29 protein-coding genes are annotated in these 18,367 nt (G+C 61.7%); 1 reads left to right on the top strand and 28 read right to left on the bottom strand.

The features are described from left to right. Positions 1–56 precede the first annotated feature (56 nt). Positions 57–3,590, top strand: a complete 3,534-nt coding sequence (locus CN673_RS20005) for an ExeM/NucH family extracellular endonuclease (protein ID WP_157928974.1) — start codon at positions 57–59, stop codon at positions 3,588–3,590. A 122-nt stretch (positions 3,591–3,712) separates the two neighbouring features. Here CN673_RS20005 and rplQ read toward each other — a convergent pair whose 3' ends face one another. The 28 genes from rplQ to CN673_RS19865 form a co-directional block, all read right to left on the bottom strand. Beyond that, positions 3,713–4,141 carry a 50S ribosomal protein L17 gene (gene rplQ, locus CN673_RS20000; RefSeq protein ID WP_099868184.1) on the bottom strand — a complete coding sequence of 143 codons (429 nt, stop codon included), beginning with the start codon at positions 4,139–4,141 and terminating at the stop codon, positions 3,713–3,715. Between the two features lie 51 nt (positions 4,142–4,192). Then, on the bottom strand, positions 4,193–5,203 hold the full coding sequence (locus CN673_RS19995; RefSeq protein WP_099868183.1) for a DNA-directed RNA polymerase subunit alpha: 1,011 nt from the start codon (positions 5,201–5,203) through the stop codon (positions 4,193–4,195). Between the two features lie 106 nt (positions 5,204–5,309). After that, positions 5,310–5,699, bottom strand: a complete 390-nt coding sequence (gene rpsK / locus CN673_RS19990) for a 30S ribosomal protein S11 (RefSeq protein WP_099868182.1) — start codon at positions 5,697–5,699, stop codon at positions 5,310–5,312. A gap of 121 nt (positions 5,700–5,820) precedes the next feature. Then, entirely contained in the window at positions 5,821–6,189 is a 369-nt protein-coding gene (rpsM, locus tag CN673_RS19985) for a 30S ribosomal protein S13 (protein ID WP_099868181.1), read from the bottom strand. A 222-nt stretch (positions 6,190–6,411) separates the two neighbouring features. Then, the gene (locus CN673_RS19980; RefSeq protein WP_099868180.1) at positions 6,412–6,996 is read right to left on the bottom strand and encodes an adenylate kinase; all 585 of its coding nucleotides are present in this window, start codon (positions 6,994–6,996) and stop codon (positions 6,412–6,414) included. Continuing rightward, positions 6,993–8,333, bottom strand: a complete 1,341-nt coding sequence (gene secY, locus CN673_RS19975; protein WP_099868179.1) for a preprotein translocase subunit SecY — start codon at positions 8,331–8,333, stop codon at positions 6,993–6,995. The genes CN673_RS19980 and secY overlap by 4 nt, the downstream gene beginning before the upstream one ends. Before the next feature lie 224 nt (positions 8,334–8,557). Continuing rightward, positions 8,558–9,046: a 50S ribosomal protein L15 gene (gene rplO, locus CN673_RS19970; RefSeq protein WP_099868178.1), complete on the bottom strand. Its 489-nt coding sequence runs from the start codon at positions 9,044–9,046 to the stop codon at positions 8,558–8,560. 17 nt (positions 9,047–9,063) lie between these two features. Beyond that, complete coding sequence (gene rpmD, locus CN673_RS19965; RefSeq protein ID WP_099868177.1) at positions 9,064–9,264, bottom strand: 50S ribosomal protein L30; 201 nt, start codon at positions 9,262–9,264, stop codon at positions 9,064–9,066. A gap of 64 nt (positions 9,265–9,328) precedes the next feature. Further along, a complete protein-coding gene (gene rpsE, locus CN673_RS19960; protein ID WP_099868176.1) occupies positions 9,329–9,901 on the bottom strand; it encodes a 30S ribosomal protein S5 in 573 nt (190 codons plus the stop codon). A gap of 50 nt (positions 9,902–9,951) precedes the next feature. After that, complete coding sequence (gene rplR, locus CN673_RS19955) at positions 9,952–10,314, bottom strand: 50S ribosomal protein L18 (RefSeq protein ID WP_099868175.1); 363 nt, start codon at positions 10,312–10,314, stop codon at positions 9,952–9,954. Between the two features lie 12 nt (positions 10,315–10,326). Further along, positions 10,327–10,860 carry a 50S ribosomal protein L6 gene (gene rplF / locus CN673_RS19950; RefSeq protein ID WP_099868174.1) on the bottom strand — a complete coding sequence of 178 codons (534 nt, stop codon included), beginning with the start codon at positions 10,858–10,860 and terminating at the stop codon, positions 10,327–10,329. A 44-nt stretch (positions 10,861–10,904) separates the two neighbouring features. Continuing rightward, positions 10,905–11,303, bottom strand: a complete 399-nt coding sequence (rpsH, locus tag CN673_RS19945) for a 30S ribosomal protein S8 (protein WP_099868173.1) — start codon at positions 11,301–11,303, stop codon at positions 10,905–10,907. A gap of 13 nt (positions 11,304–11,316) precedes the next feature. Further along, on the bottom strand, positions 11,317–11,622 hold the full coding sequence (rpsN, locus tag CN673_RS19940; protein ID WP_099868172.1) for a 30S ribosomal protein S14: 306 nt from the start codon (positions 11,620–11,622) through the stop codon (positions 11,317–11,319). Between the two features lie 27 nt (positions 11,623–11,649). Continuing rightward, entirely contained in the window at positions 11,650–12,213 is a 564-nt protein-coding gene (rplE, locus tag CN673_RS19935) for a 50S ribosomal protein L5 (protein ID WP_099868171.1), read from the bottom strand. Beyond that, positions 12,206–12,517, bottom strand: a complete 312-nt coding sequence (rplX, locus tag CN673_RS19930) for a 50S ribosomal protein L24 (protein ID WP_099868170.1) — start codon at positions 12,515–12,517, stop codon at positions 12,206–12,208. Before rplX ends, rplE begins: the two co-directional genes overlap by 8 nt. Before the next feature lie 11 nt (positions 12,518–12,528). Then, a complete protein-coding gene (gene rplN, locus CN673_RS19925) occupies positions 12,529–12,897 on the bottom strand; it encodes a 50S ribosomal protein L14 (protein ID WP_099868169.1) in 369 nt (122 codons plus the stop codon). Between the two features lie 74 nt (positions 12,898–12,971). After that, complete coding sequence (gene rpsQ, locus CN673_RS19920; RefSeq protein ID WP_099868168.1) at positions 12,972–13,223, bottom strand: 30S ribosomal protein S17; 252 nt, start codon at positions 13,221–13,223, stop codon at positions 12,972–12,974. 13 nt (positions 13,224–13,236) lie between these two features. Continuing rightward, positions 13,237–13,440 carry a 50S ribosomal protein L29 gene (gene rpmC, locus CN673_RS19915; RefSeq protein WP_099868167.1) on the bottom strand — a complete coding sequence of 68 codons (204 nt, stop codon included), beginning with the start codon at positions 13,438–13,440 and terminating at the stop codon, positions 13,237–13,239. 12 nt (positions 13,441–13,452) lie between these two features. Beyond that, positions 13,453–13,866 (bottom strand): 50S ribosomal protein L16, encoded by a 414-nt coding sequence (gene rplP, locus CN673_RS19910; RefSeq protein ID WP_099868166.1) that lies wholly within the window; start codon positions 13,864–13,866, stop codon positions 13,453–13,455. Between the two features lie 37 nt (positions 13,867–13,903). Then, a complete protein-coding gene (gene rpsC / locus CN673_RS19905; RefSeq protein ID WP_099868165.1) occupies positions 13,904–14,608 on the bottom strand; it encodes a 30S ribosomal protein S3 in 705 nt (234 codons plus the stop codon). Position 14,609: 1 nt separating this feature from the next. After that, positions 14,610–14,999 carry a 50S ribosomal protein L22 gene (rplV, locus tag CN673_RS19900; RefSeq protein WP_099868164.1) on the bottom strand — a complete coding sequence of 130 codons (390 nt, stop codon included), beginning with the start codon at positions 14,997–14,999 and terminating at the stop codon, positions 14,610–14,612. Positions 15,000–15,001: 2 nt separating this feature from the next. Continuing rightward, a complete protein-coding gene (gene rpsS, locus CN673_RS19895) occupies positions 15,002–15,280 on the bottom strand; it encodes a 30S ribosomal protein S19 (RefSeq protein WP_099868163.1) in 279 nt (92 codons plus the stop codon). Between the two features lie 15 nt (positions 15,281–15,295). Next, positions 15,296–16,132, bottom strand: a complete 837-nt coding sequence (gene rplB, locus CN673_RS19890; RefSeq protein ID WP_099868162.1) for a 50S ribosomal protein L2 — start codon at positions 16,130–16,132, stop codon at positions 15,296–15,298. Between the two features lie 40 nt (positions 16,133–16,172). After that, positions 16,173–16,466, bottom strand: coding sequence for a 50S ribosomal protein L23 (locus CN673_RS19885; RefSeq protein WP_099868161.1), 294 nt, complete (start codon positions 16,464–16,466; stop codon positions 16,173–16,175). Beyond that, complete coding sequence (gene rplD, locus CN673_RS19880) at positions 16,463–17,083, bottom strand: 50S ribosomal protein L4 (RefSeq protein WP_099868160.1); 621 nt, start codon at positions 17,081–17,083, stop codon at positions 16,463–16,465. Before rplD ends, CN673_RS19885 begins: the two co-directional genes overlap by 4 nt. After that, entirely contained in the window at positions 17,083–17,802 is a 720-nt protein-coding gene (gene rplC / locus CN673_RS19875; protein WP_099868159.1) for a 50S ribosomal protein L3, read from the bottom strand. Before rplC ends, rplD begins: the two co-directional genes overlap by 1 nt. A gap of 110 nt (positions 17,803–17,912) precedes the next feature. Beyond that, complete coding sequence (gene rpsJ / locus CN673_RS19870) at positions 17,913–18,221, bottom strand: 30S ribosomal protein S10 (RefSeq protein ID WP_099868158.1); 309 nt, start codon at positions 18,219–18,221, stop codon at positions 17,913–17,915. A 69-nt stretch (positions 18,222–18,290) separates the two neighbouring features. Then, the coding region (locus tag CN673_RS19865) for an EF-Tu C-terminal domain-related protein (protein ID WP_503128311.1) at positions 18,291–18,367 on the bottom strand (77 nt) is incomplete at its 5' end.

Here is an 18,367-nt window from a genome sequence, read left to right as displayed (position 1 = left end):
CCATGGTCCGACCCGGCGCGCGCCGGCGAAGCGACGATGCAAAGGAGCGAGTGTCCATGCCGACAGTTTTCATCAGCGAACTGCACTACGACAACGACGGCACCGATACCGGTGAGGCGATCGAGATCACCGGTCCCGCCGGCACAGATCTCACCGGATGGTCGATCGTCCTCTACAATGGCAGCAGCAACAGCGCTTACAGCACCCGGACTTTGTCCGGCATCCTTCCCGATCAAGGCGACGGGCTCGGCACCAGCGTCCTCACCTACCCCAGCAACGGCATTCAGAACGGCGCACCGGATGGCATCGCGCTTGTGGACGCGGAGGGCAGCGTCGTTGAGTTCCTCAGCTATGAGGGGACAATGACCGCGGCCGACGGTCCGGCAGCGGGGCTGACGAGCACGGATATCGGCGTCAGCCAGACGGGCTCGGAGCAGGCTGGATCGTCTCTGCAGCGTTCGCTCGACCAGACGTCTTGGGCTGCCACAGAAAGTGAAAACAGTTTCGGCACGCTCAACGGTGCGCCGGCTGACCCGTCCGACCCGGGTGATCCCGGGGATGGTGGACTGGACGTCAGTGACATTCGCATCAACGAATTTCACTACGACAATGCCGACACCGATGCCGGAGAAGCGATCGAGGTGCGTGTCAATGCCGATGCGGACCTTACCGGCTGGTCGATCGCGCTTTATCGCGACACCGGCACCGTTTACGACACGATCGACCTTTCAGGCGCCGATGCGAGCGACAGCGGCGACGGGTTCGCCTACGTCGTCGCCGAGGCAAGCGGCCTTCAGAACGGTCCGGCCGACGGGTTCGCGCTTGTCGGACCGGACGGTACCGTCGTCGAGTTCCTCTCCTATGAAGGCACGCTGACGGCAACGGAAGGACCGGCAGCGGGAACAACGTCGACCGACGTCGGCGCCGAAGAAACCTCCAGCGCACCGATCGGATCATCGATCGAGCGCGGCGCGGATGGTGCCTGGACATTCAGTTCCGGCACGAACACCTTCGGGGCGGCCAACGGCACCGATGGCGGCGGCGGCGACGGCGGCCAGGACGGCGAGCCCGCGCCGCTGCTCATCTCCGAAATCCAAGGGTCGGGATCTGCGAGCTTCTACCAGGGCGACTACGTGCTGGCCGAGGCGGTCGTGACCTATACGGTCGGAAACGGCTTCTTCATGCAGGAAGAAATGAACGACTATGACGGCGATGCGGCGACCTCCGAAGGCATCTTCGTCTTCACCGGCGGCGCACCGCAGGTGGCGGTCGGCGACCTCGTCGGGGTCAGTGGTACGGTCACCGAGTTCAACGGCCTGACCGAACTGACGGATGTGGACATTACCGTGAATTCCGCGGGGAACGATCTTCCGGACTACACCGAGATCACCCTGCCCCGGGCCTCCGCCGACATCTTCGAAGCGGTGGAAGGCATGCGAACCTCGCTCACATCGAGCAGCGAGGCGCCGATTACCGTGGTGGAGAATTTCAACCTTGCCCGCTACGGCGAGGTCGTGCTGAGCGCCGGCACGCAGATCCAGCCGACGCAGATATATGACGCACAGACGCAGGCCGACGAGATCGACGCGCTTCAGGCGGAAAACGCACTGAACCGGCTGACGATCGACGATGGCGTCTCCAGCCAGAACCCAACGGAATTCAGCTACATCCCCGTCGAGGATACGTATGACGCCAATGGCAACGGCTATCTCGACGCGGAGGATACCTTCACGGCGGACGGCCCGACCTTGCGTCTCGGGGCGGAGATGGACAGCGCCGTCGAAGGTGTCATGACCTACCAGTTCGGCGACTATGCCATGCTGGTGGACGGCACGTTGCCGGTGGACCAGGACACCAACACCGGCGCCCGCCAGGATACGCCGGCCGATGTCGGCGGCAACGCGAAGGTCGCCAGCTTCAACGTGCTCAACTATTTCACCACGCTCGGCGAGCGCGGCGCAACGACCACCGAGGACCTGGAGCGGCAGACGACCAAGATCGTCGATGCGATGCTCGAGATCGACGCCGACGTCTTGGGCGTGCAGGAGATCGAGAACAACGGCTTTGGCGAAGGGTCGGCCATGGCCGCCCTCGTCGACGCGCTCAACGACGAAGCCGCGGTACGCGGGCTTGCGGCAGACTACCGCTTCGTCGATCCCACCAATGGTGGCGACGGCATCATCGGCACCGACCAAATCACGACGGGTGTGATCTATAATGCCGCCAATGTGACGCTCGGCGGGTCCGACTACCTGGTCTTCGACGATGGCGGCGAACAGCTCAACCGTCCGGCGGTGGCTGCGACCTTCACGGATATCGAGACGGACGAGACATTCTCGATCGCCGTCAATCATTTCAAGTCGAAGGGTGGCAACGGCGAGAGCGGCAGCGGCAACGAAGATACGGGCGACGGCCAAGGCGCCTGGAACGCAGCGCGCACCGAGGCAGCGAACCAGTTGGCGGAGTGGATCGCCAGCGATCCCACGGGCTCCGGCGACAGCGACTATCTCGTACTCGGCGATCTCAACGCCTATGCTAAGGAGGATCCGGTTCAGGCGCTGCGCGCGGCCGGCTACGCCGATCTCATCGACCAGTTCATCGGGCAGGAGAACGCGTACTCCTATGTCTTTGACGGACAACGCGGGACGCTCGACCAGGCACTCGCCACCGGGTCGATGGCCGAGCAGGTTTCCGGCGTCACCGAATGGCACATCAATGCCGACGAGCCAGGGCTTCTCGGCTATTCGAGCGAGTTCAACGATCCAAGGTTCTACAACGAGGACGTTTTCGCAGCTTCCGACCATGACCCTGTCGTGATTGGCCTCGACCTCGGCGGAGACGATGCGGATCCGGCAGCCGGCTTTGAATTGGCGCGCCTGAACGACTGGTACAATCCAGCCTGGGGCGGCGGCTACAACGCGTCCTTTACCTACACCGTCCAGGAACAAGACCTGATCGATGGCTCGGTCTCGGCCTGGGAAATTCTGCCCAACTACTCCGGCGACGGCGCGATCACGAACGCCTGGGTGACCGGCTATGGCGGGGCGACCTCGCGCGGGGAGAACGCGGATGGTGACTTCGTCATCACCACCAAGGACCAGGGCTACAAACCCGAACTCGTTGCCGGAGACACGATAGACTTCTCCATCCAGGTCCAGGGCGCGGCCTTCGACGATGACGATTTTGCCTTCGACTTCAATGATATCGACAGGATGCCGTCAGGTGACGATCCGCTGATGGCCGAGATCGATGCCGGTTCGACCAACGACTGGGGATCGGGCTTCGGCCAGAACGTCTCGGTGATCAATCTTGCAGAAGCGACGATTGACGATTGGGCGGTCGAACTCGATGTGCCCGAGGGCGTGACGATCGACGTGACCAGCGTGTGGGGAGCGACGGTCACGAACGACGCGGACGGCGACCTGATCTTCATGGCCGCCGACTGGAATGCGACGATCGGAAAAGGCGGACAGGCGCAATTCGGCTTCAACGGCACCTATGCCGGGTCGGACACCATCGCCTTCGAGGACGGCGATTTCAGCTTCTATCCCGGCATCGGCGCAATGCAGGACGAGCCACTGGCCGCCTGACCACAGACGGTGCGCGGCGCTTCATGCGCCGCGCACGAAGCGCATGAAAAAACCCGCCGCGAAAAAGACGCGGCGGGTTTCTTCGTATTTTCCAGCGGATCGGACGATCCGGCAACGCTTGATCAGGCTGCTTCGCTTTCGGACTGCTCTTCAGCCTCGACGCGGGCACGGTCTGCTGCGCCCTTGGCATCGACGTCACGATCGACGAACTCGATGACGGCGAGCGGCGCATTGTCGCCCGCACGGAAGCCGGCCTTCATGATCCGCAGATAGCCGCCATGACGATCGGCGTAGCGCGTGGCGACCGTTTCGAACAACTTGCGCACGGCATCGTTGTCCTTGATCTGCGAAAGCGCCTGCCGACGGGCGTGGAGATCGCCGCGCTTGCCGAGCGTGACGAGCTTTTCCACGATCGGGCGGATTTCCTTTGCCTTGGGCAGAGTCGTGACGATCTGCTCATGGGTGATCAGGGACACGGCCATGTTGGCGAACATCGCCTTGCGGTGGCTTGCGGTCCGGTTGAGCTTGCGGCCTGCATTGCGATGGCGCATGAGCCTTCTCCTTCAGGGGCGGACCGCCAGGGGCCGATCCGCGATTTGGGGTTAATACTGGTCTTCGTAGCGCTTGGCCAGATCGTCGATGTTTTCCGGCGGCCAGGCGGGCACTTCCATACCGAGGTGCAGACCCATGGAGGCCAGCACTTCCTTGATCTCGTTGAGCGACTTGCGGCCGAAGTTCGGCGTGCGCAGCATCTCGGCTTCCGTCTTCTGGATCAGGTCGCCGATATAGACGATGTTGTCGTTCTTCAGGCAGTTGGCCGAACGGACCGAAAGCTCCAGTTCGTCGACCTTCTTCAGGAGTGCCGGGTTGAACGCCAGCTCGGTGACGGCTTCTTCCTCGGTTTCCTTCTGCGGCTCGTCGAAATTGACGAAGACGCCAAGCTGGTCCTGCAGGATGCGCGCGGCAAAGGCAACGGCGTCCTCGCCGGTGACCGAACCATCGGTCTCGATCGTCATGGACAGCTTGTCGTAATCGAGAACCTGGCCCTCACGGGTGTTCTCGACCTTGTAGGAAACCTTCTTGACCGGCGAATAGAGGCTGTCGACGGGAATAAGCCCGATCGGCGCATCCTCGGCGCGGTTGCGCTCGGCAGGAACATAGCCCTTACCGTTTGCGACCGTGAACTCCATGCGGATTTCCGCGCCCTCGTCGAGCGTGCAGATCACGTGTTCGGGATTCAAAATCTCGACATCGCCGACCGTCTGGATATCGCCAGCCTTGACGATTCCCGGGCCCTGCTTGCGAACGACCATGCGCTTGGTCTCGTCGCCATCCATCTTGATGGCGATTTCCTTGATGTTCAGCACGATGTCCGTGACATCCTCACGGACGCCGGGGATGGACGAGAATTCGTGCAGCACGCCATCAATCTGAACCGCCGTGACGGCAGCGCCGCGCAGCGAGGACAGAAGCACACGACGCAGCGCGTTGCCGAGCGTCAGACCGAAGCCACGCTCAAGCGGCTCGGCGACCAGGGTCGCCTTCGTGCGGCCGGAGCCTGAGAACTCCACCTTGTTCGGCTTGATCAGTTCCTGCCAGTTCTTCTGGATCATGGTCTTTCCTTTCGCATCCCGTCACCATCCATTCGTGACGGGCAAGACGAAGAGCCGCCGAGGAACGCGAAGCGTTCATCTCGTGCGGCATCAACCTCGGATAAAATCAGACGCGACGCTTCTTGCGCGGGCGGCAGCCATTGTGCGGGATCGGCGTCACGTCGCGGATGGACGTGATGGTGAAGCCAGCCGCCTGAAGTGCGCGAAGCGCCGATTCACGACCCGAACCCGGACCGCAAACTTCGACTTCGAGAGACTTCATGCCGTGTTCCTGCGCCTTCTTCGCGCAATCTTCGGCAGCCATCTGGGCGGCGAAGGGGGTCGACTTGCGCGATCCCTTGAAACCCTTGGCGCCAGCAGACGACCAGGCAATCGCATTGCCCTGCGCGTCGGTGATGGTGATCATGGTATTGTTGAAGGTCGAGTTGACGTGTGCGACACCCGACGAGATGTTCTTGCGTTCACGACGGCGAACGCGTGCGGCTTCCTTAGCCATATCTTTCCTTTCGATCGATCTCTACGCCGCCGTAACCCCAGCGGCTCCACCATAGAAGCAAGCAGCAAAACAGCGCGACGCGATTTTTTCTTCGCTATCGACTGCTCGCCATTTGCCCAAATTACTTCTTCTTGCCGGCGATCGCCTTTGCCGGACCCTTGCGGGTGCGGGCATTGGTGTGCGTGCGCTGGCCGCGAACCGGCAGGCCGCGACGGTGACGCAGGCCGCGATAGCAGCCAAGGTCCATCAGACGCTTGATGTTCATCGAGGTTTCGCGGCGAAGATCGCCCTCTACCTGATAATCGCGGTCGATCGTCTCGCGAATCGCGATGACTTCGGCGTCGGACAACTGGTTGACGCGACGCTCGGCCGGAATGTTGTTCTTCGAGACGATGTCAGCGGCAAGGCGCGGGCCGATGCCGTGAATGTACTGAAGTGCGATGACGACGCGCTTGTTCGTGGGAATATTGACGCCTGCAATGCGGGCCATGTCGTTTCTCCATTTCGGCCGGATACCCGGCGGGTCACAAGAAATCCGCGTCCGGTGGAGCCCGGCCCATGCAGATCATGAAAAGAACACTTCACGCTCGAAGGCTCATCCAACCGGAAGAGCGCGTCCGACAGCCATGAAGGGATGCGGTGCCGTAATCGAAAACACGGCACCAGTCAAGACGTCTGGCAACAATTGTGCCACCTTCGTCCATGCCTTGGCTCAGGCGGCGGCGATCGCCCTTTCGATCGCGCCCGTCACCTCGTCCATGGGCGCCATTCCATCGACCGTCTTCAATTCGCCCGTCTGATGGTAGTGATCGGAAAGCGGCGCGGTCTTCTCGCGATATTCCACCAGGCGCTTCTTGAAGGCGTCCGGATTGTCATCGGCTCGAACCCCATTGCCCGCGGCCGCGGTTTCGGCGGCGCGCTTTTCGATGCGCTGCAGCAACGCGGTCTCATCGACCTTGAGCTCGACGACTGCATCCAGTTGCATCGCCTTCTCGTTCAGCATCGCTGTCAGTGCCTTCGCCTGCGGCACAGTGCGCGGATAGCCATCCAGGATGAAGCCGCGCGCGCAATCAGGCTGATCGATCCGCTCCGAAACGATCTGGTTGACGATCTCGTCGGAGACAAGACCACCGGCATCCATTACCGCCTTGGCTCGCTGTCCCACACCCGTCCCGGCGGCAACGGCCGCGCGAAGCATGTCCCCGGTTGAAAGCTGCGGTATCCCGTACTTCTCGACGAGTCGTTGAGCTTGCGTCCCCTTGCCCGCTCCCGGCGGTCCCAGAAGTATTAGTCTCATCGTCTCCGTTTCCCTCCCCGCAATTTCGACTTCTTGATCAGTCCCTCATATTGCTGGGCGATGAGGTGACCCTGGACCTGCGCAACCGTATCGAGCGTCACGTTGACGACGATGAGCAGCGACGTACCCCCGAGATAGAACGGAACGCCGGTCCGCGCGATTAGAAATTCGGGTAAGAGACAGACGATAACGAGATAGATCGCACCAACGACCGTGATTCGCGTCAGCACGTAGTCGATATATTCCGCCGTCCGTTCGCCAGGCCGGATGCCCGGAATGAAGCCGCCATGCTTCTTCAGGTTGTCGGCCGTGTCCTTCGGATTGAATACGACGGCGGTGTAGAAGAAGGCGAAGAACACGATCATCGCCGCGTAAAGGAACATGTAGAGCGGCTGGCCGTGACCCAATGCGGCGAGCGCGGTGTTGGCCCAGGCCGGCATGCCCGTCGTGTCGGAAAACCCTGCAACCGTTGCCGGCAGCAGCAGCAAGGACGAGGCAAAGATCGGCGGAATGACGCCGGCCGTGTTGAGCTTCAGCGGCAGGTGAGACGTGTCGCCCTGGAACATGCGGTTGCCGACCTGACGCTTCGGATACTGGATCAGAAGCCGCCTTTGCGCGCGTTCGATGAACACGATGAAGGCGATGCAGGCGATGGCGACGAGAATGACCGCGATGATCAGCGTCGTCGAAAGCGCGCCGGTGCGCCCCAGTTCAAGCGTTCCGGCAATCGCCGTCGGCAAGGCGGCGACGATGCCGGCAAAGATGATCAGCGAGATACCGTTGCCGATGCCGCGCGCGGTGATCTGCTCACCGAGCCACATCAGAAACATCGTACCGCCGACCAGCGTGATGACCGTGGAGATGCGGAAGAACCAGCCTGGATCCACCACGATCCCCTGCCCCGATTCGAGGCCGACCGCGATGCCGTAGGCCTGCATGGTGCCCAGCAGCACCGTACCGTAGCGGGTGTACTGGTTGATGACCTTGCGGCCCTGCTCGCCTTCCTTCTTCAGTTGTTCCAGAGAGGGAACCACTGACGTCATCAGCTGCATTATGATGGATGCGGAGATGTAGGGCATGATGCCGAGCGCGAAGATGGCCATGCGCTCCACCGCGCCGCCGGCGAACATGTTGAACAGGCCGAGGACACCCCCCGACTGCTGCTCGAACGCCTGGGCGAACGCATTCGGATCGAGGCCCGGCAGCGGGATGAAAGTACCCAGCCGATACACAAGAAGCGCACCGAGCGTAAACCAGATGCGCTTCTTGAGATCCTCGGCCTTTGAAAAGGCTGAAAAATTGAGATTGGACGCTAGTTGTTCGGCTGCAGATGCCATGCAAATCTCCGCATGATCAGGCCGCACAGGACGCCGCGCGCGCCCCAGGGACCCGACCTCATCATTTCATCGAAAACCCGGTCGGGAAAACTTAAATGCGATGCCGAGGCATCGCACAAGGGCTTCCGATTGTCCCTATTGCCGCACATCGCAGGCTGCGATCGTGACCGGCATCATATGGGAAGACGGTCGCCCAATGTGAAGACACCGGGCGACCAGGATCACTACTTGGCGTCGGCTTCGGCTTCGGCCTTGGCGACGAGCACCTTGACCGACCCACCGGCCTTTTCGACCTTCTCGATCGCGGCCTTAGAAGCGCCGGCGACTTCGAGCGTCAGCTTGGCCTTCAATTCACCGTCGCCGAGAACCCGAACGCCGTCCTTGGTGCGGCGGATAACGCCGGCAGCCTTCAAGGCATCCGCATCCACCGTCTTGCCGGCGTCGAGCTTCTTGGCATCGACGGCCGCCTGGAGGCGGGCGAGCGAAACGACGTTGTAGTCCTTCGCGAAGATATTGGTGAAGCCGCGCTTGGGCAGACGCCGATAGATCGGCATCTGGCCACCCTCGAAGCCGTTGATGGCAACGCCCGAACGGGACTTCTGCCCCTTGACGCCGCGGCCGCCGGTCTTGCCGGTGCCCGAACCGATGCCACGGCCAACGCGCTTGCGGGCCTTGGTGGCGCCTTCAGCGTCTTTCAATTCGTTCAGTTTCATTGTGCTGGCTCCTCGTCTCAGTTCTCTTCGACGACGCGAACGAGGTGAGAGACCGACCGGATCATGCCGCGAACGGACGGGGTGTCCTGAAGCGTGCGACGGCGGTGCATCTTGTTCAGCCCGAGGCCAATCAGCGTGGCACGCTGTTCGGCCGGGCGGCGGATGGGGCTACCGATCTGTTCGACAGTGATCGTCTTGCCCGTCTTCTTGTCAGCCATGGTCCTGGCTCCTTCAATGAAGGCCGGACGCGCTCCGTTGGAGGCGTCGACGGCTCAACCCAGACTATTCTTCAACCGCTGCGGTGCTGCCGGCCGCTTCGGCACGACGCGCCTGCAGGGTGGAGAACTTGATGCCACGCTGCGAAGCGATGTCCTTGGGGTGCATCTGCTTCTTCAGCGCATCGAAGGTCGCACGAACCATGTTGTAAGGGTTCGACGAACCCGTGGACTTGGCGACGACGTCGTGCATGCCGAGCGTCTCGAAAACGGCGCGCATCGGACCACCGGCGATGATACCGGTACCAGCCTTGGCCGCACGGAGCAGAACCTTGCCGGCGCCGTGGCGGCCGTGAACGTCATGATGCAGCGTACGGCCCGAGCGAAGCGGCACGAAAATCATGTCGCGCTTGGCGCTTTCGGTGGCCTTGCGGATCGCTTCCGGCACTTCACGCGCCTTGCCGTGGCCGAAGCCGACGCGGCCCTTCTGGTCGCCGACGACGACGAGCGCTGCGAAACCGAAGCGGCGGCCGCCCTTGACGACCTTGGCGACGCGATTGATGTGGACGAGCTTGTCGACGAATTCGCTGTCGCGCTCATCGTCGCGGCCGCGATTGTCGCGGCGTGCTTCTCTTGCCATTGTCCTTGTCCTTGTTCTTTTCCGGGTTCAATCGGCAGATTGAATTGAATTTAGAAGCTGAGACCGCCTTCGCGGGCAGCTTCGGCGAGGGCCTTGACGCGACCGTGATAGAGGTATGCACCCCGATCGAAGACCACATTCGTGACGCCTGCCTTGGAGGCACGCTCGGCGATGAGCTTGCCTACCGCGGCAGCGGCATCAGCGTCGGCACCGGTCTTGAGCGACGAGCGCAGATCGGTGTCCAGCGTCGAAGCGGCGGCCAGCGTATGGCCCTTCACATCGTCGATCACCTGAGCGTAGATGTTCTTCGACGAGCGATGGACCGACAGACGCGGACGGCCATTGGCCACCTTCTTCACCTGACGGCGAACGCGTGAGGCACGACGCGCAAGGGTATCTTTCTTCGTAGCCATGCTGGCAGTTCCTTACTTCTTCTTGCCTTCCTTACGGACGATACGCTCTTCCGCATACTTCACGCCCTTGCCCTTGTAGGGCTCAGGGGAACGGAATTCGCGAATCTCCGCGGCAACCTGGCCGACGCGCTGCTTGTCGATGCCCGTAACGACGATTTCCGTCGGCTTGGGGCAAGCGATCGCAATGCCTTCGGGCGTCTGATAGACGACATCATGGCTATAGCCAAGCGAAAGCTGCAGGTTCTTGCCCTGCATCGCTGCGCGGTAGCCGACGCCGTTGATCTCGAGCTTGCGCTCGAAGCCCTGGCTCACGCCCTGCATGATGTTCTGGATCATGGTGCGCGACATGCCCCACTTGGAGCGGGCGTCCTTGGATTCATCGACCGGCGTCACGACGACGCCATCGTCTTCCATCTTCACGAGCACTTCGTCATTGACGACGAAAGCAAGCTCGCCCTTGGGTCCCTTGACAGAAACCGTCTGGCCGTCGACCGAAGCGGTGACGCCGTTGGGGACCGAAACGGGTTTTTTACCGATACGAGACATTTTTCAACCTGTCTGTTCGTTTGATCAAAGAGCGTGCGCGCCTCTTAGAAGACGCTGCACAGCACCTCGCCGCCAACATTCTGTTCACGCGCCTCATGGTCGGCCATCACGCCTTTCGGGGTCGAAAGGATTGTAATGCCAAGACCATTGGCGACCTGCGGAATGGACTTCACCGACACATAGACACGGCGGCCCGGCTTGGAGACACGCGCGATCTCGCGGATCACGGAGCCACCCTCGTGGTACTTGAGCTCGATCGTGATCTCGGCCTTGCCGTTGCCAAAATCGGTCTCGGAGTAGCCGCGGATGTAACCTTCCGACTGGAGAACGTCGAGAACGCGTGCGCGCAGCTTGGAAGCCGGCGTCGAAACGCTCGTCTTCTTGCGGCCGGCGGCATTGCGGATGCGGGTGAGCATATCGCCCAGGGGATCAGTCATAGCCATCTTACCCGTCTCCTTACCAGCTCGACTTCACGACGCCGGGCACCTTACCGAGGTTACCCAGTTCACGAAGCGCGATACGCGACATGCCCAGCTTGCGATAATAAGCGCGCGGACGGCCCGAGACTTCGCACCGGTTGCGGATGCGGGTCTTGGATGCGTTGCGCGGCATCTCGGCGAGCTTGAGAGTGGCCCGGAAGCGCTCTTCGATCGGCAGCTTCTGGTCCTTGATGATCGCCTTGAGAGCCGCACGCTTTCCAGCGTCACGGGCAACCAGCTTGCGACGGCGCTTGTTCTTTTCGACTGCGCTGACTTTCGCCATTACATTTATCCTTCTACACGCTTGCCGTTACGACCGGGTGACGAACGGGAAGTTGAACTCCTTGAGCAGAGCCCGTGCTTCGTCGTCGGTCTTGGCCGTCGTACAAACGATGATGTCCATGCCCCACATCTGATCAACCTTGTCGTAGTTGATCTCCGGGAACACGATGTGCTCCTTGATGCCCATGGCGAAGTTGCCACGGCCATCAAAGCTTTTCGGATTGAGACCGCGGAAGTCGCGAACGCGCGGCAGCGCGATGTTCACGAGACGATCGAGGAACTCGTACATACGGTTGGCACGCAGGGTGACCTTGGTACCGATCGGCATGCCTTCGCGGACCTTGAAGCCTGCGATGGAATTGCGGGCATGCGTGATGACCGGCTTCTGGCCGGCGATCGCCGCCAGGTCAGCCGCCGCGACGGCCGGCTTCTTGCTGTCACCCGTCGCCTCGCCGACGCCCATGTTGATCACGATCTTGTCGATGCGCGGGATCATCATCTCGTTGGCGTAGGAGAACTGCTCGCGCAGCTTGGCGCGGATGCGTTCGTTGTATTCGGTCTTGAGCCGCGGCTCGTACTTTGCCTCAGCCATTGATCGTTTCTCCCGAGCGCTTTGCGACGCGGACCTTCTTGTCCCCATCGATCTTGAAACCGACGCGCGTCGGCTTGCCGTCCTTCGGATCCGCCAATGCGAGATTGGACAGATGGATGGAGGCTTCCTTGTTGACGATTCCGGCTTCCTGCGTCTGGGTCTGGCGCTGATGGCGCTTGACCATGTTGACACCGCGAACCAGAGCGCGGCCGTCCTTCGGCATCACCTGGAGGACTTCACCGGTGCGGCCCTTGTCCTTGCCGGCGATGACAACGACGCTGTCGCCTTTACGGATCTTTTGCATCGTTTCTCTCCTTAAAGAACTTCCGGCGCCAGCGAGATGATCTTCATGTGGCTCTTGGCGCGCAGTTCACGCGGCACGGGCCCGAAGATGCGGGTGCCGATGGGCTCTTTCTTGTTGTCGATCAGAACGGCGGCGTTCTTGTCGAAGCGGATGACGCTGCCGTCGGCGCGGCGAATGTCCTTCGCCGTGCGCACGACGACGGCTTTCATCACGTCGCCCTTCTTGACGCGGCCGCGCGGGATCGCCTCTTTCACCGAAACGACGATGATGTCGCCGATGGAGGCGTATTTCCGCTTCGAGCCGCCCAGCACCTTGATGCACATGACACGACGGGCGCCGGAATTGTCGGCGACGTCGAGGTTTGTTTGCATCTGAATCATGTCAGACCGCCTTCTCTTTCATCAGCGAGGTATCGGACATACCGCCCTCGCCTTCTGGCAATTGTTGTTTCGTCTCAGGCCTTCTGAGCCGCGTCGGCATCAGCGACAACGGTCCAGCGCTTGTCCTTGGAGATCGGCGCGCATTCCTGGATGGATACGATGTCGCCGACCTTGAACTGGTTGGATTCGTCGTGCGCCTTGTACTTCTTCGAACGACGAACGGTCTTTTGCATCAACGGGTGCGCGAAGCGCCGCTCGACCCGGACGACGACCGTCTTCTCGTTCTTGTCGCTAACGACGGTGCCCTGCAGAATGCGTTTCGGCATTGTTCTTGGTCCTTTAGGCCTTGGCTTCTGCCGCCAGCTTCTGGCGGGCAATTGTTTTGATGCGAGCGATGTCGCGGCGAACCTCACGGACGCGCGACGTCTTCTCGAGCTGGCCGGTGGCGCGTTGGAAGCGCAGGTTGAATGCTTCCTTCTTTAGCTTCGCGAGTTCATCGTTCAGCTGGTCGACGCTCATGGCACGGACGTCTGTGGCTTTCATGATCCCGTCTCCTTACTCTGCGACGCGCTGTACGAAGCGGGTCTTGACGGAAAGCTTGGCTGCACCGAGACGCAGGGCTTCGCGAGCAATTTCCTCGCTGACGCCATCGATCTCGAACATGATGCGGCCCGGCTTCACCTTGCACGCCCAGTAATCGACCGAGCCCTTGCCCTTACCCATGCGGACTTCCGTCGGCTTTGATGTGACCGGCACATCCGGGAAGATGCGGATCCACACGCGACCGGCGCGCTTCATGTGGCGGGTGATCGCCCGGCGGGCGGCTTCGATCTGACGCGCATTGACGCGATCAGGCTCCTGCGCCTTCAGGCCGTACGAACCGAAGTTGAGGTCCGAACCACCCTTGGCCACGCCCTTGATGCGGCCCTTGAACTGCTTGCGGTACTTCGTACGCTTTGGCTGCAACATAGTCTTATTCTCCGAATTCTCGAACCGCGCTCACGCTTTAAGCGTTTTCGCGGCGGCGCTGGCCGCCCTGATTGTCGCCTTCCGTGGCGCGGCGTTCCGAGGCCATCGGATCGTGCTCAAGGATTTCACCCTTGAAGATCCAGACCTTGATGCCGCAGATGCCGTATGCGGTGTGCGCCTCGGCCGTGCCGTAGTCGATGTCGGCGCGCAGCGTGTGAAGCGGAACGCGGCCTTCACGGTACCATTCGGTCCGCGCGATCTCGGCGCCGCCGAGACGGCCCGAAGAGGTGATGCGGATGCCTTCAGCACCAAGACGCATGGCCGACTGAACGGCGCGCTTCATGGCCCGGCGGAACGCAACGCGGCGCTCCAGCTGCTGGGCGATCGACTGCGCGACCAGGGTCGCATCGGTCTCGGGCTTGCGGACCTCGACGATGTTGAGGTGCGTTTCCGAATTGGTCATCTCCGACAGCTTCTTGCGCAGCTTATCGATGTCGGCGCCCTTCTTGCCGATGATCAGGCCCGGACGTGCCGAGTGGATCGTGATGCGGCACTTCTTGTGCGGGCGCTCGATGACCACCTTGGAGATCGCAGCCTGCTTCAGCTCATCCATGATGTACTTGCGGATCTTCAGATCCTCATGGAGCAGCTTGGCGTATTCGGCGTTGTCGGCGAACCAGCGCGAATCCCAGGTCCGGTTGATGCCGAGACGGAAGCCGATCGGATTGATTTTCTGGCCCATATTACGCGGCCTCCCCAGTTTCTTCGACTTCGCGAACGACAATCGTCAGATGCGAGAACGGCTTCTCGATGCGGCTGGCACGACCGCGACCGCGGGCATGAAAGCGCTTCATGACGATCGACTTGCCGACATGCGCTTCCGCGACAATCAGCGAATCGACATCGAGATCGTGGTTGTTCTCCGCGTTCGCGATCGCCGACTGAAGCGTCTTGCGAACGGTGTCGGCGATGCGCTTGCGCGAGAATTCGAGATCGGCCAGAGCCCGCTCGACCTTCTTGCCGCGGATCATCGCCGCAACGAGATTGAGCTTCTGGGGACTGACGCGGATCGTGCGCGCAACTGCCTGCGCCTCGTTATCCTTGAGCCGGCGATCGGCTTTGGCCTTGCCCATTGTTACTTCCTCTTAGCTTTCTTGTCCGCGCCGTGACCGTAGTAGGTGCGGGTCGGGGCGAATTCGCCGAACTTGTGCCCGACCATGTCCTCGTTGACGGACACCGGGATGTGCTTGGATCCGTTGTAGACGCCGAATGTGAGACCGACGAACTGCGGCAGGATCGTGGAGCGGCGGCTCCACATCTTGATCACTTCGTTGCGACCGCCTTCACGGACCTTCTCAGCCTTCTTGAGAAGATAGCCGTCAACAAACGGACCTTTCCAAACTGAACGAGCCAATTGAGACTTCCTCTCTTACTTCTTGCGCTGGTGACGCGAGCGCATGATGAACTTGTCGGTCGCCTTGTTGGACCGGGTACGCTTGCCCTTGGTGGGCTTGCCCCAGGGGCTGACCGGGTGGCGACCACCGGAGGTGCGACCTTCACCGCCACCGTGCGGGTGGTCGACCGGGTTCATGACGACACCGCGAACGTGCGGGCGCTTGCCGCGCCAGCGGGTACGACCGGCCTTGCCATCGTTGATGTTGCCGTGATCGGGGTTGGAGACCGCACCGACCGTGCCGAGGCACAGGCCAGACACCAGACGCTGCTCGCCGGAGTTGAGGCGCAGGATCGCCATGCCCTGGTCACGACCGACGAGCTGGACGTAGGTGCCAGCCGAACGCGCGATCTGACCGCCCTTCTCGGGCTTCATCTCGACGTTGTGCACGATCGTGCCGACCGGCATGTTCTGCAGCGGCATCGCATTGCCCGGCTTCACGTCGACGGCCTTGTTCGAAGACACGACCTTGTCGCCGACGGCCAGGCGCTGCGGCGCCAGGATGTAGCTCAGCTCGCCATCGTCATACTTGATGAGCGCGATGAATGCCGAACGGTTCGGGTCGTATTCGAGCCGCTCGACGGTCGCCGAAACGTCGAACTTGCGACGCTTGAAATCGACCATGCGATAGGTCCGCTTGTGACCGCCGCCCTGATAACGCGCGGTGACCCGGCCGGCATTGTTGCGGCCGCCCTTGCCCGTCAGGCCTTCCGTCAGCGCCTTGATCGGCTTGCCCTTGTAGAGCGAGGAGCGGTCGACGATGACGAGCTGACGCAGGCTCGGAGTTACGGGATTGAAGTTCTTCAATGCCATTTTCTTGTTCCCTTATGGGTTTTCCGTCCGCCGCAGCGCCTCAAAGACCCGTCGACACGTCGATGGACTGACCATCGGCGAGGGTGACGACCGCCTTCTTGACGTCGCGCTGACGTCCCATGATGCCGCGGAAGCGCTTGACCTTGCCCTTGCGCAGCAGCGTGTTCACCGCCTTGACCTTGACGCCGAAGAGCGCCTCGACCGCCGCCTTGATCTCGGGCTTGGTCGCAGTCCGGGCGACGTTGAAGATGACCTGGTTCTGATCCGAAGCCATGGTCGACTTTTCAGTGATCGAAGGGGATACGATCACGTCGTAGTGACGAAGATCCGTCATTTGAACCGCTCCTCAAGCGCTTCGACAGCCGCCTTGGAAAGCACGAGCTTGCCGCGGCGCAGGATGTCGTAGACATTGATGCCCTGGACCGGAAGAACATCGACATTCGGGATGTTCCGGGCCGCCAGGCGGAAATTGTTGTCGAGCTCGGCGCCGCCGATCAGCAGCGCATTGGTCAGACCGAGCTTACCGAAGGTGTCCAGCAGACCCTTGGTCTTCGCTTCCTTGGCGCTGAAGTCGTCGATGACGATCAGGTCTTCCGAGCGAAGCTTGGCCGACAGAGCATGCTTGAGACCAAGCGCACGAACCTTCTTGGGCAGATCATGCGCATGGCTGCGCGCGACCGGACCATGGGCCTTGCCGCCGCCGCGGAACTGCGGCGCGCGTGCCGACGAATGGCGTGCGCGGCCAGTGCCCTTCTGGCGGAACATCTTGGCGCCGGTGCGCGAAATCTCAGAACGACTGAGCGACTTGTGTGTGCCGGCCTGCTTCTTTGCAAGCTGCCAGCGAATGACGCGCTGCAGAAGGTCCTGGCGCGGTTCCAGTCCGAAAACGGTATCGGAGAGAGAAACCTTGCCGGCCGACTTGCCGTCGAGGGTGGTAACGTTGAGATCCATTATTCGGCTCCCTCATTCGATGCTTCAGCCGAGGCACCGTTGCCAGCCGCCTTCAGCGCAGCCGGACGGGGTGCCGCCTCAGGGATCGGCGACTTGACGGCATCACGGACCAGGATCCAGGCGCCCTTGGAGCCGGGAACGGCGCCCTTGACGAGGATCAGGCCACGATCGGTGTCGGTCGAGACGACTTCCAGGTTCTGCGTGGTCACGCGGGTCTGACCCATGTGACCAGCCATCTTCTTGCCCTTCCAGACGCGGCCCGGATCCTGGTTGGAACCGGTCGAGCCGTGCGAGCGGTGCGAGATCGATACGCCGTGCGTGGCACGAAGGCCGCCGAAGTTGTGACGCTTCATGGCGCCGGCGAAGCCCTTGCCCACCGAGGTGCCGGTCACGTCGACGAACTGGCCAGCAATGAAATGCTCTGCCGTGATCTCGGCGCCGACGTCGATCATGTTGTCTTCCGACACACGAAACTCGGCAACCTTGGCCTTGGGCTCGACATTGGCCGCAGCGAAATGGCCGCGCAGGGCCTTCGACGTGTTCTTGACCTTCTTGAGGCCGACGCCGAGCTGTACCGCCGTGTAGCCGTTCTTCTCGACGGTGCGCTGGGCGACAACCTGGCAGTTGTCGAGCCGCAGCACCGTTACCGGGACGTGCTCGCCGGCGTCGTTGTAGACCCGGGTCATCCCTACCTTCTGTGCAATCACACCTGAACGCATCGGTTCATTCCTTTTAGAGTTCGCTGTCGGGGCAGAGCCCCTCCACGCCTCTTCAATCTTCAGAGGAGCCCCTCGCCCGAAGGTTCAGGGGCTCGTGTTCAAAAAGCTCCTCAGAGCTTGATCTCCACATCGACGCCGGCTGCCAGATCGAGCTTCATCAAAGCGTCGACCGTCTGCGGGGTCGGATCGACGATATCGAGAAGACGCTTGTGGGTGCGCATCTCGAACTGTTCGCGGCTCTTCTTGTCGATGTGCGGCGAGCGGTTGACCGTGAACTTCTCGATCCGCGTGGGAAGCGGAACAGGTCCGCGGACATTGGCGCCGGTGCGCTTGGCCGTCGAAACGATCTCGCGCGTGGAGGCATCGAGAATCCGATGATCGAACGCCTTGAGGCGGATACGGATATTCTGGCCGTTCATTCGACTTAATCCTTGTTCGTGTTGAGGGCGCGCCACGCGAAGGGGGCGCGCCCAAACCCTGATCCGTCGTTATTCCGTGATCGAAGCGACGATGCCGGCGCCGACGGTGCGGCCGCCTTCGCGGATGGCGAAGCGCAGCTTTTCTT

The organism is Neopararhizobium haloflavum (assembly GCF_002750855.1).
Classification (GTDB): domain Bacteria; phylum Pseudomonadota; class Alphaproteobacteria; order Rhizobiales; family Rhizobiaceae; genus Georhizobium; species Georhizobium haloflavum.
Note: the sequence above shows the minus strand (reverse complement) of the source record. Positions and strands in the feature narration are given on the sequence as shown.

Coding starts and splice junctions, on each gene's coding strand:
- rpsE (WP_099868176.1), bottom strand. CDS start 9,901: ATGGCAAGAGAAGCACGCCGCGACAATCGCGGCCGCGACGATGAGCGC.
- rplX (WP_099868170.1), bottom strand. CDS start 12,517: ATGCAAAAGATCCGTAAAGGCGACAGCGTCGTTGTCATCGCCGGCAAG.
- rplC (WP_099868159.1), bottom strand. CDS start 17,802: ATGCGTTCAGGTGTGATTGCACAGAAGGTAGGGATGACCCGGGTCTAC.
- rplV (WP_099868164.1), bottom strand. CDS start 14,999: ATGGGCAAGGCCAAAGCCGATCGCCGGCTCAAGGATAACGAGGCGCAG.
- rplF (WP_099868174.1), bottom strand. CDS start 10,860: ATGTCTCGTATCGGTAAAAAACCCGTTTCGGTCCCCAACGGCGTCACC.
- rpsK (WP_099868182.1), bottom strand. CDS start 5,699: ATGGCTAAGGAAGCCGCACGCGTTCGCCGTCGTGAACGCAAGAACATC.
- rpmD (WP_099868177.1), bottom strand. CDS start 9,264: ATGGCTGACAAGAAGACGGGCAAGACGATCACTGTCGAACAGATCGGT.
- rplO (WP_099868178.1), bottom strand. CDS start 9,046: ATGAAACTGAACGAATTGAAAGACGCTGAAGGCGCCACCAAGGCCCGC.
- CN673_RS19885 (WP_099868161.1), bottom strand. CDS start 16,466: ATGACGGATCTTCGTCACTACGACGTGATCGTATCCCCTTCGATCACT.
- rpmC (WP_099868167.1), bottom strand. CDS start 13,440: ATGAAAGCCACAGACGTCCGTGCCATGAGCGTCGACCAGCTGAACGAT.
- rplE (WP_099868171.1), bottom strand. CDS start 12,213: ATGGCTGAGGCAAAGTACGAGCCGCGGCTCAAGACCGAATACAACGAA.
- CN673_RS19995 (WP_099868183.1), bottom strand. CDS start 5,203: ATGATCCAGAAGAACTGGCAGGAACTGATCAAGCCGAACAAGGTGGAG.
- rpsJ (WP_099868158.1), bottom strand. CDS start 18,221: ATGAACGGCCAGAATATCCGTATCCGCCTCAAGGCGTTCGATCATCGG.
- rpsM (WP_099868181.1), bottom strand. CDS start 6,189: ATGGCCCGCATTGCAGGCGTCAATATTCCCACGAACAAGCGCGTCGTC.
- rplR (WP_099868175.1), bottom strand. CDS start 10,314: ATGGCTACGAAGAAAGATACCCTTGCGCGTCGTGCCTCACGCGTTCGC.
- rplP (WP_099868166.1), bottom strand. CDS start 13,866: ATGTTGCAGCCAAAGCGTACGAAGTACCGCAAGCAGTTCAAGGGCCGC.
- rpsQ (WP_099868168.1), bottom strand. CDS start 13,223: ATGCCGAAACGCATTCTGCAGGGCACCGTCGTTAGCGACAAGAACGAG.
- secY (WP_099868179.1), bottom strand. CDS start 8,333: ATGGCATCTGCAGCCGAACAACTAGCGTCCAATCTCAATTTTTCAGCC.
- rplN (WP_099868169.1), bottom strand. CDS start 12,897: ATGATTCAGATGCAAACAAACCTCGACGTCGCCGACAATTCCGGCGCC.
- rplD (WP_099868160.1), bottom strand. CDS start 17,083: ATGGATCTCAACGTTACCACCCTCGACGGCAAGTCGGCCGGCAAGGTT.
- rplB (WP_099868162.1), bottom strand. CDS start 16,132: ATGGCATTGAAGAACTTCAATCCCGTAACTCCGAGCCTGCGTCAGCTC.
- rpsN (WP_099868172.1), bottom strand. CDS start 11,622: ATGGCGAAAGTCAGCGCAGTCGAAAAGAACAAGCGCCGTCGCAAGCTG.
- rpsC (WP_099868165.1), bottom strand. CDS start 14,608: ATGGGCCAGAAAATCAATCCGATCGGCTTCCGTCTCGGCATCAACCGG.
- CN673_RS19980 (WP_099868180.1), bottom strand. CDS start 6,996: ATGAGACTAATACTTCTGGGACCGCCGGGAGCGGGCAAGGGGACGCAA.
- CN673_RS20005 (WP_157928974.1), top strand. CDS start 57: ATGCCGACAGTTTTCATCAGCGAACTGCACTACGACAACGACGGCACC.
- rpsH (WP_099868173.1), bottom strand. CDS start 11,303: ATGGCTATGACTGATCCCCTGGGCGATATGCTCACCCGCATCCGCAAT.
- rplQ (WP_099868184.1), bottom strand. CDS start 4,141: ATGCGCCATCGCAATGCAGGCCGCAAGCTCAACCGGACCGCAAGCCAC.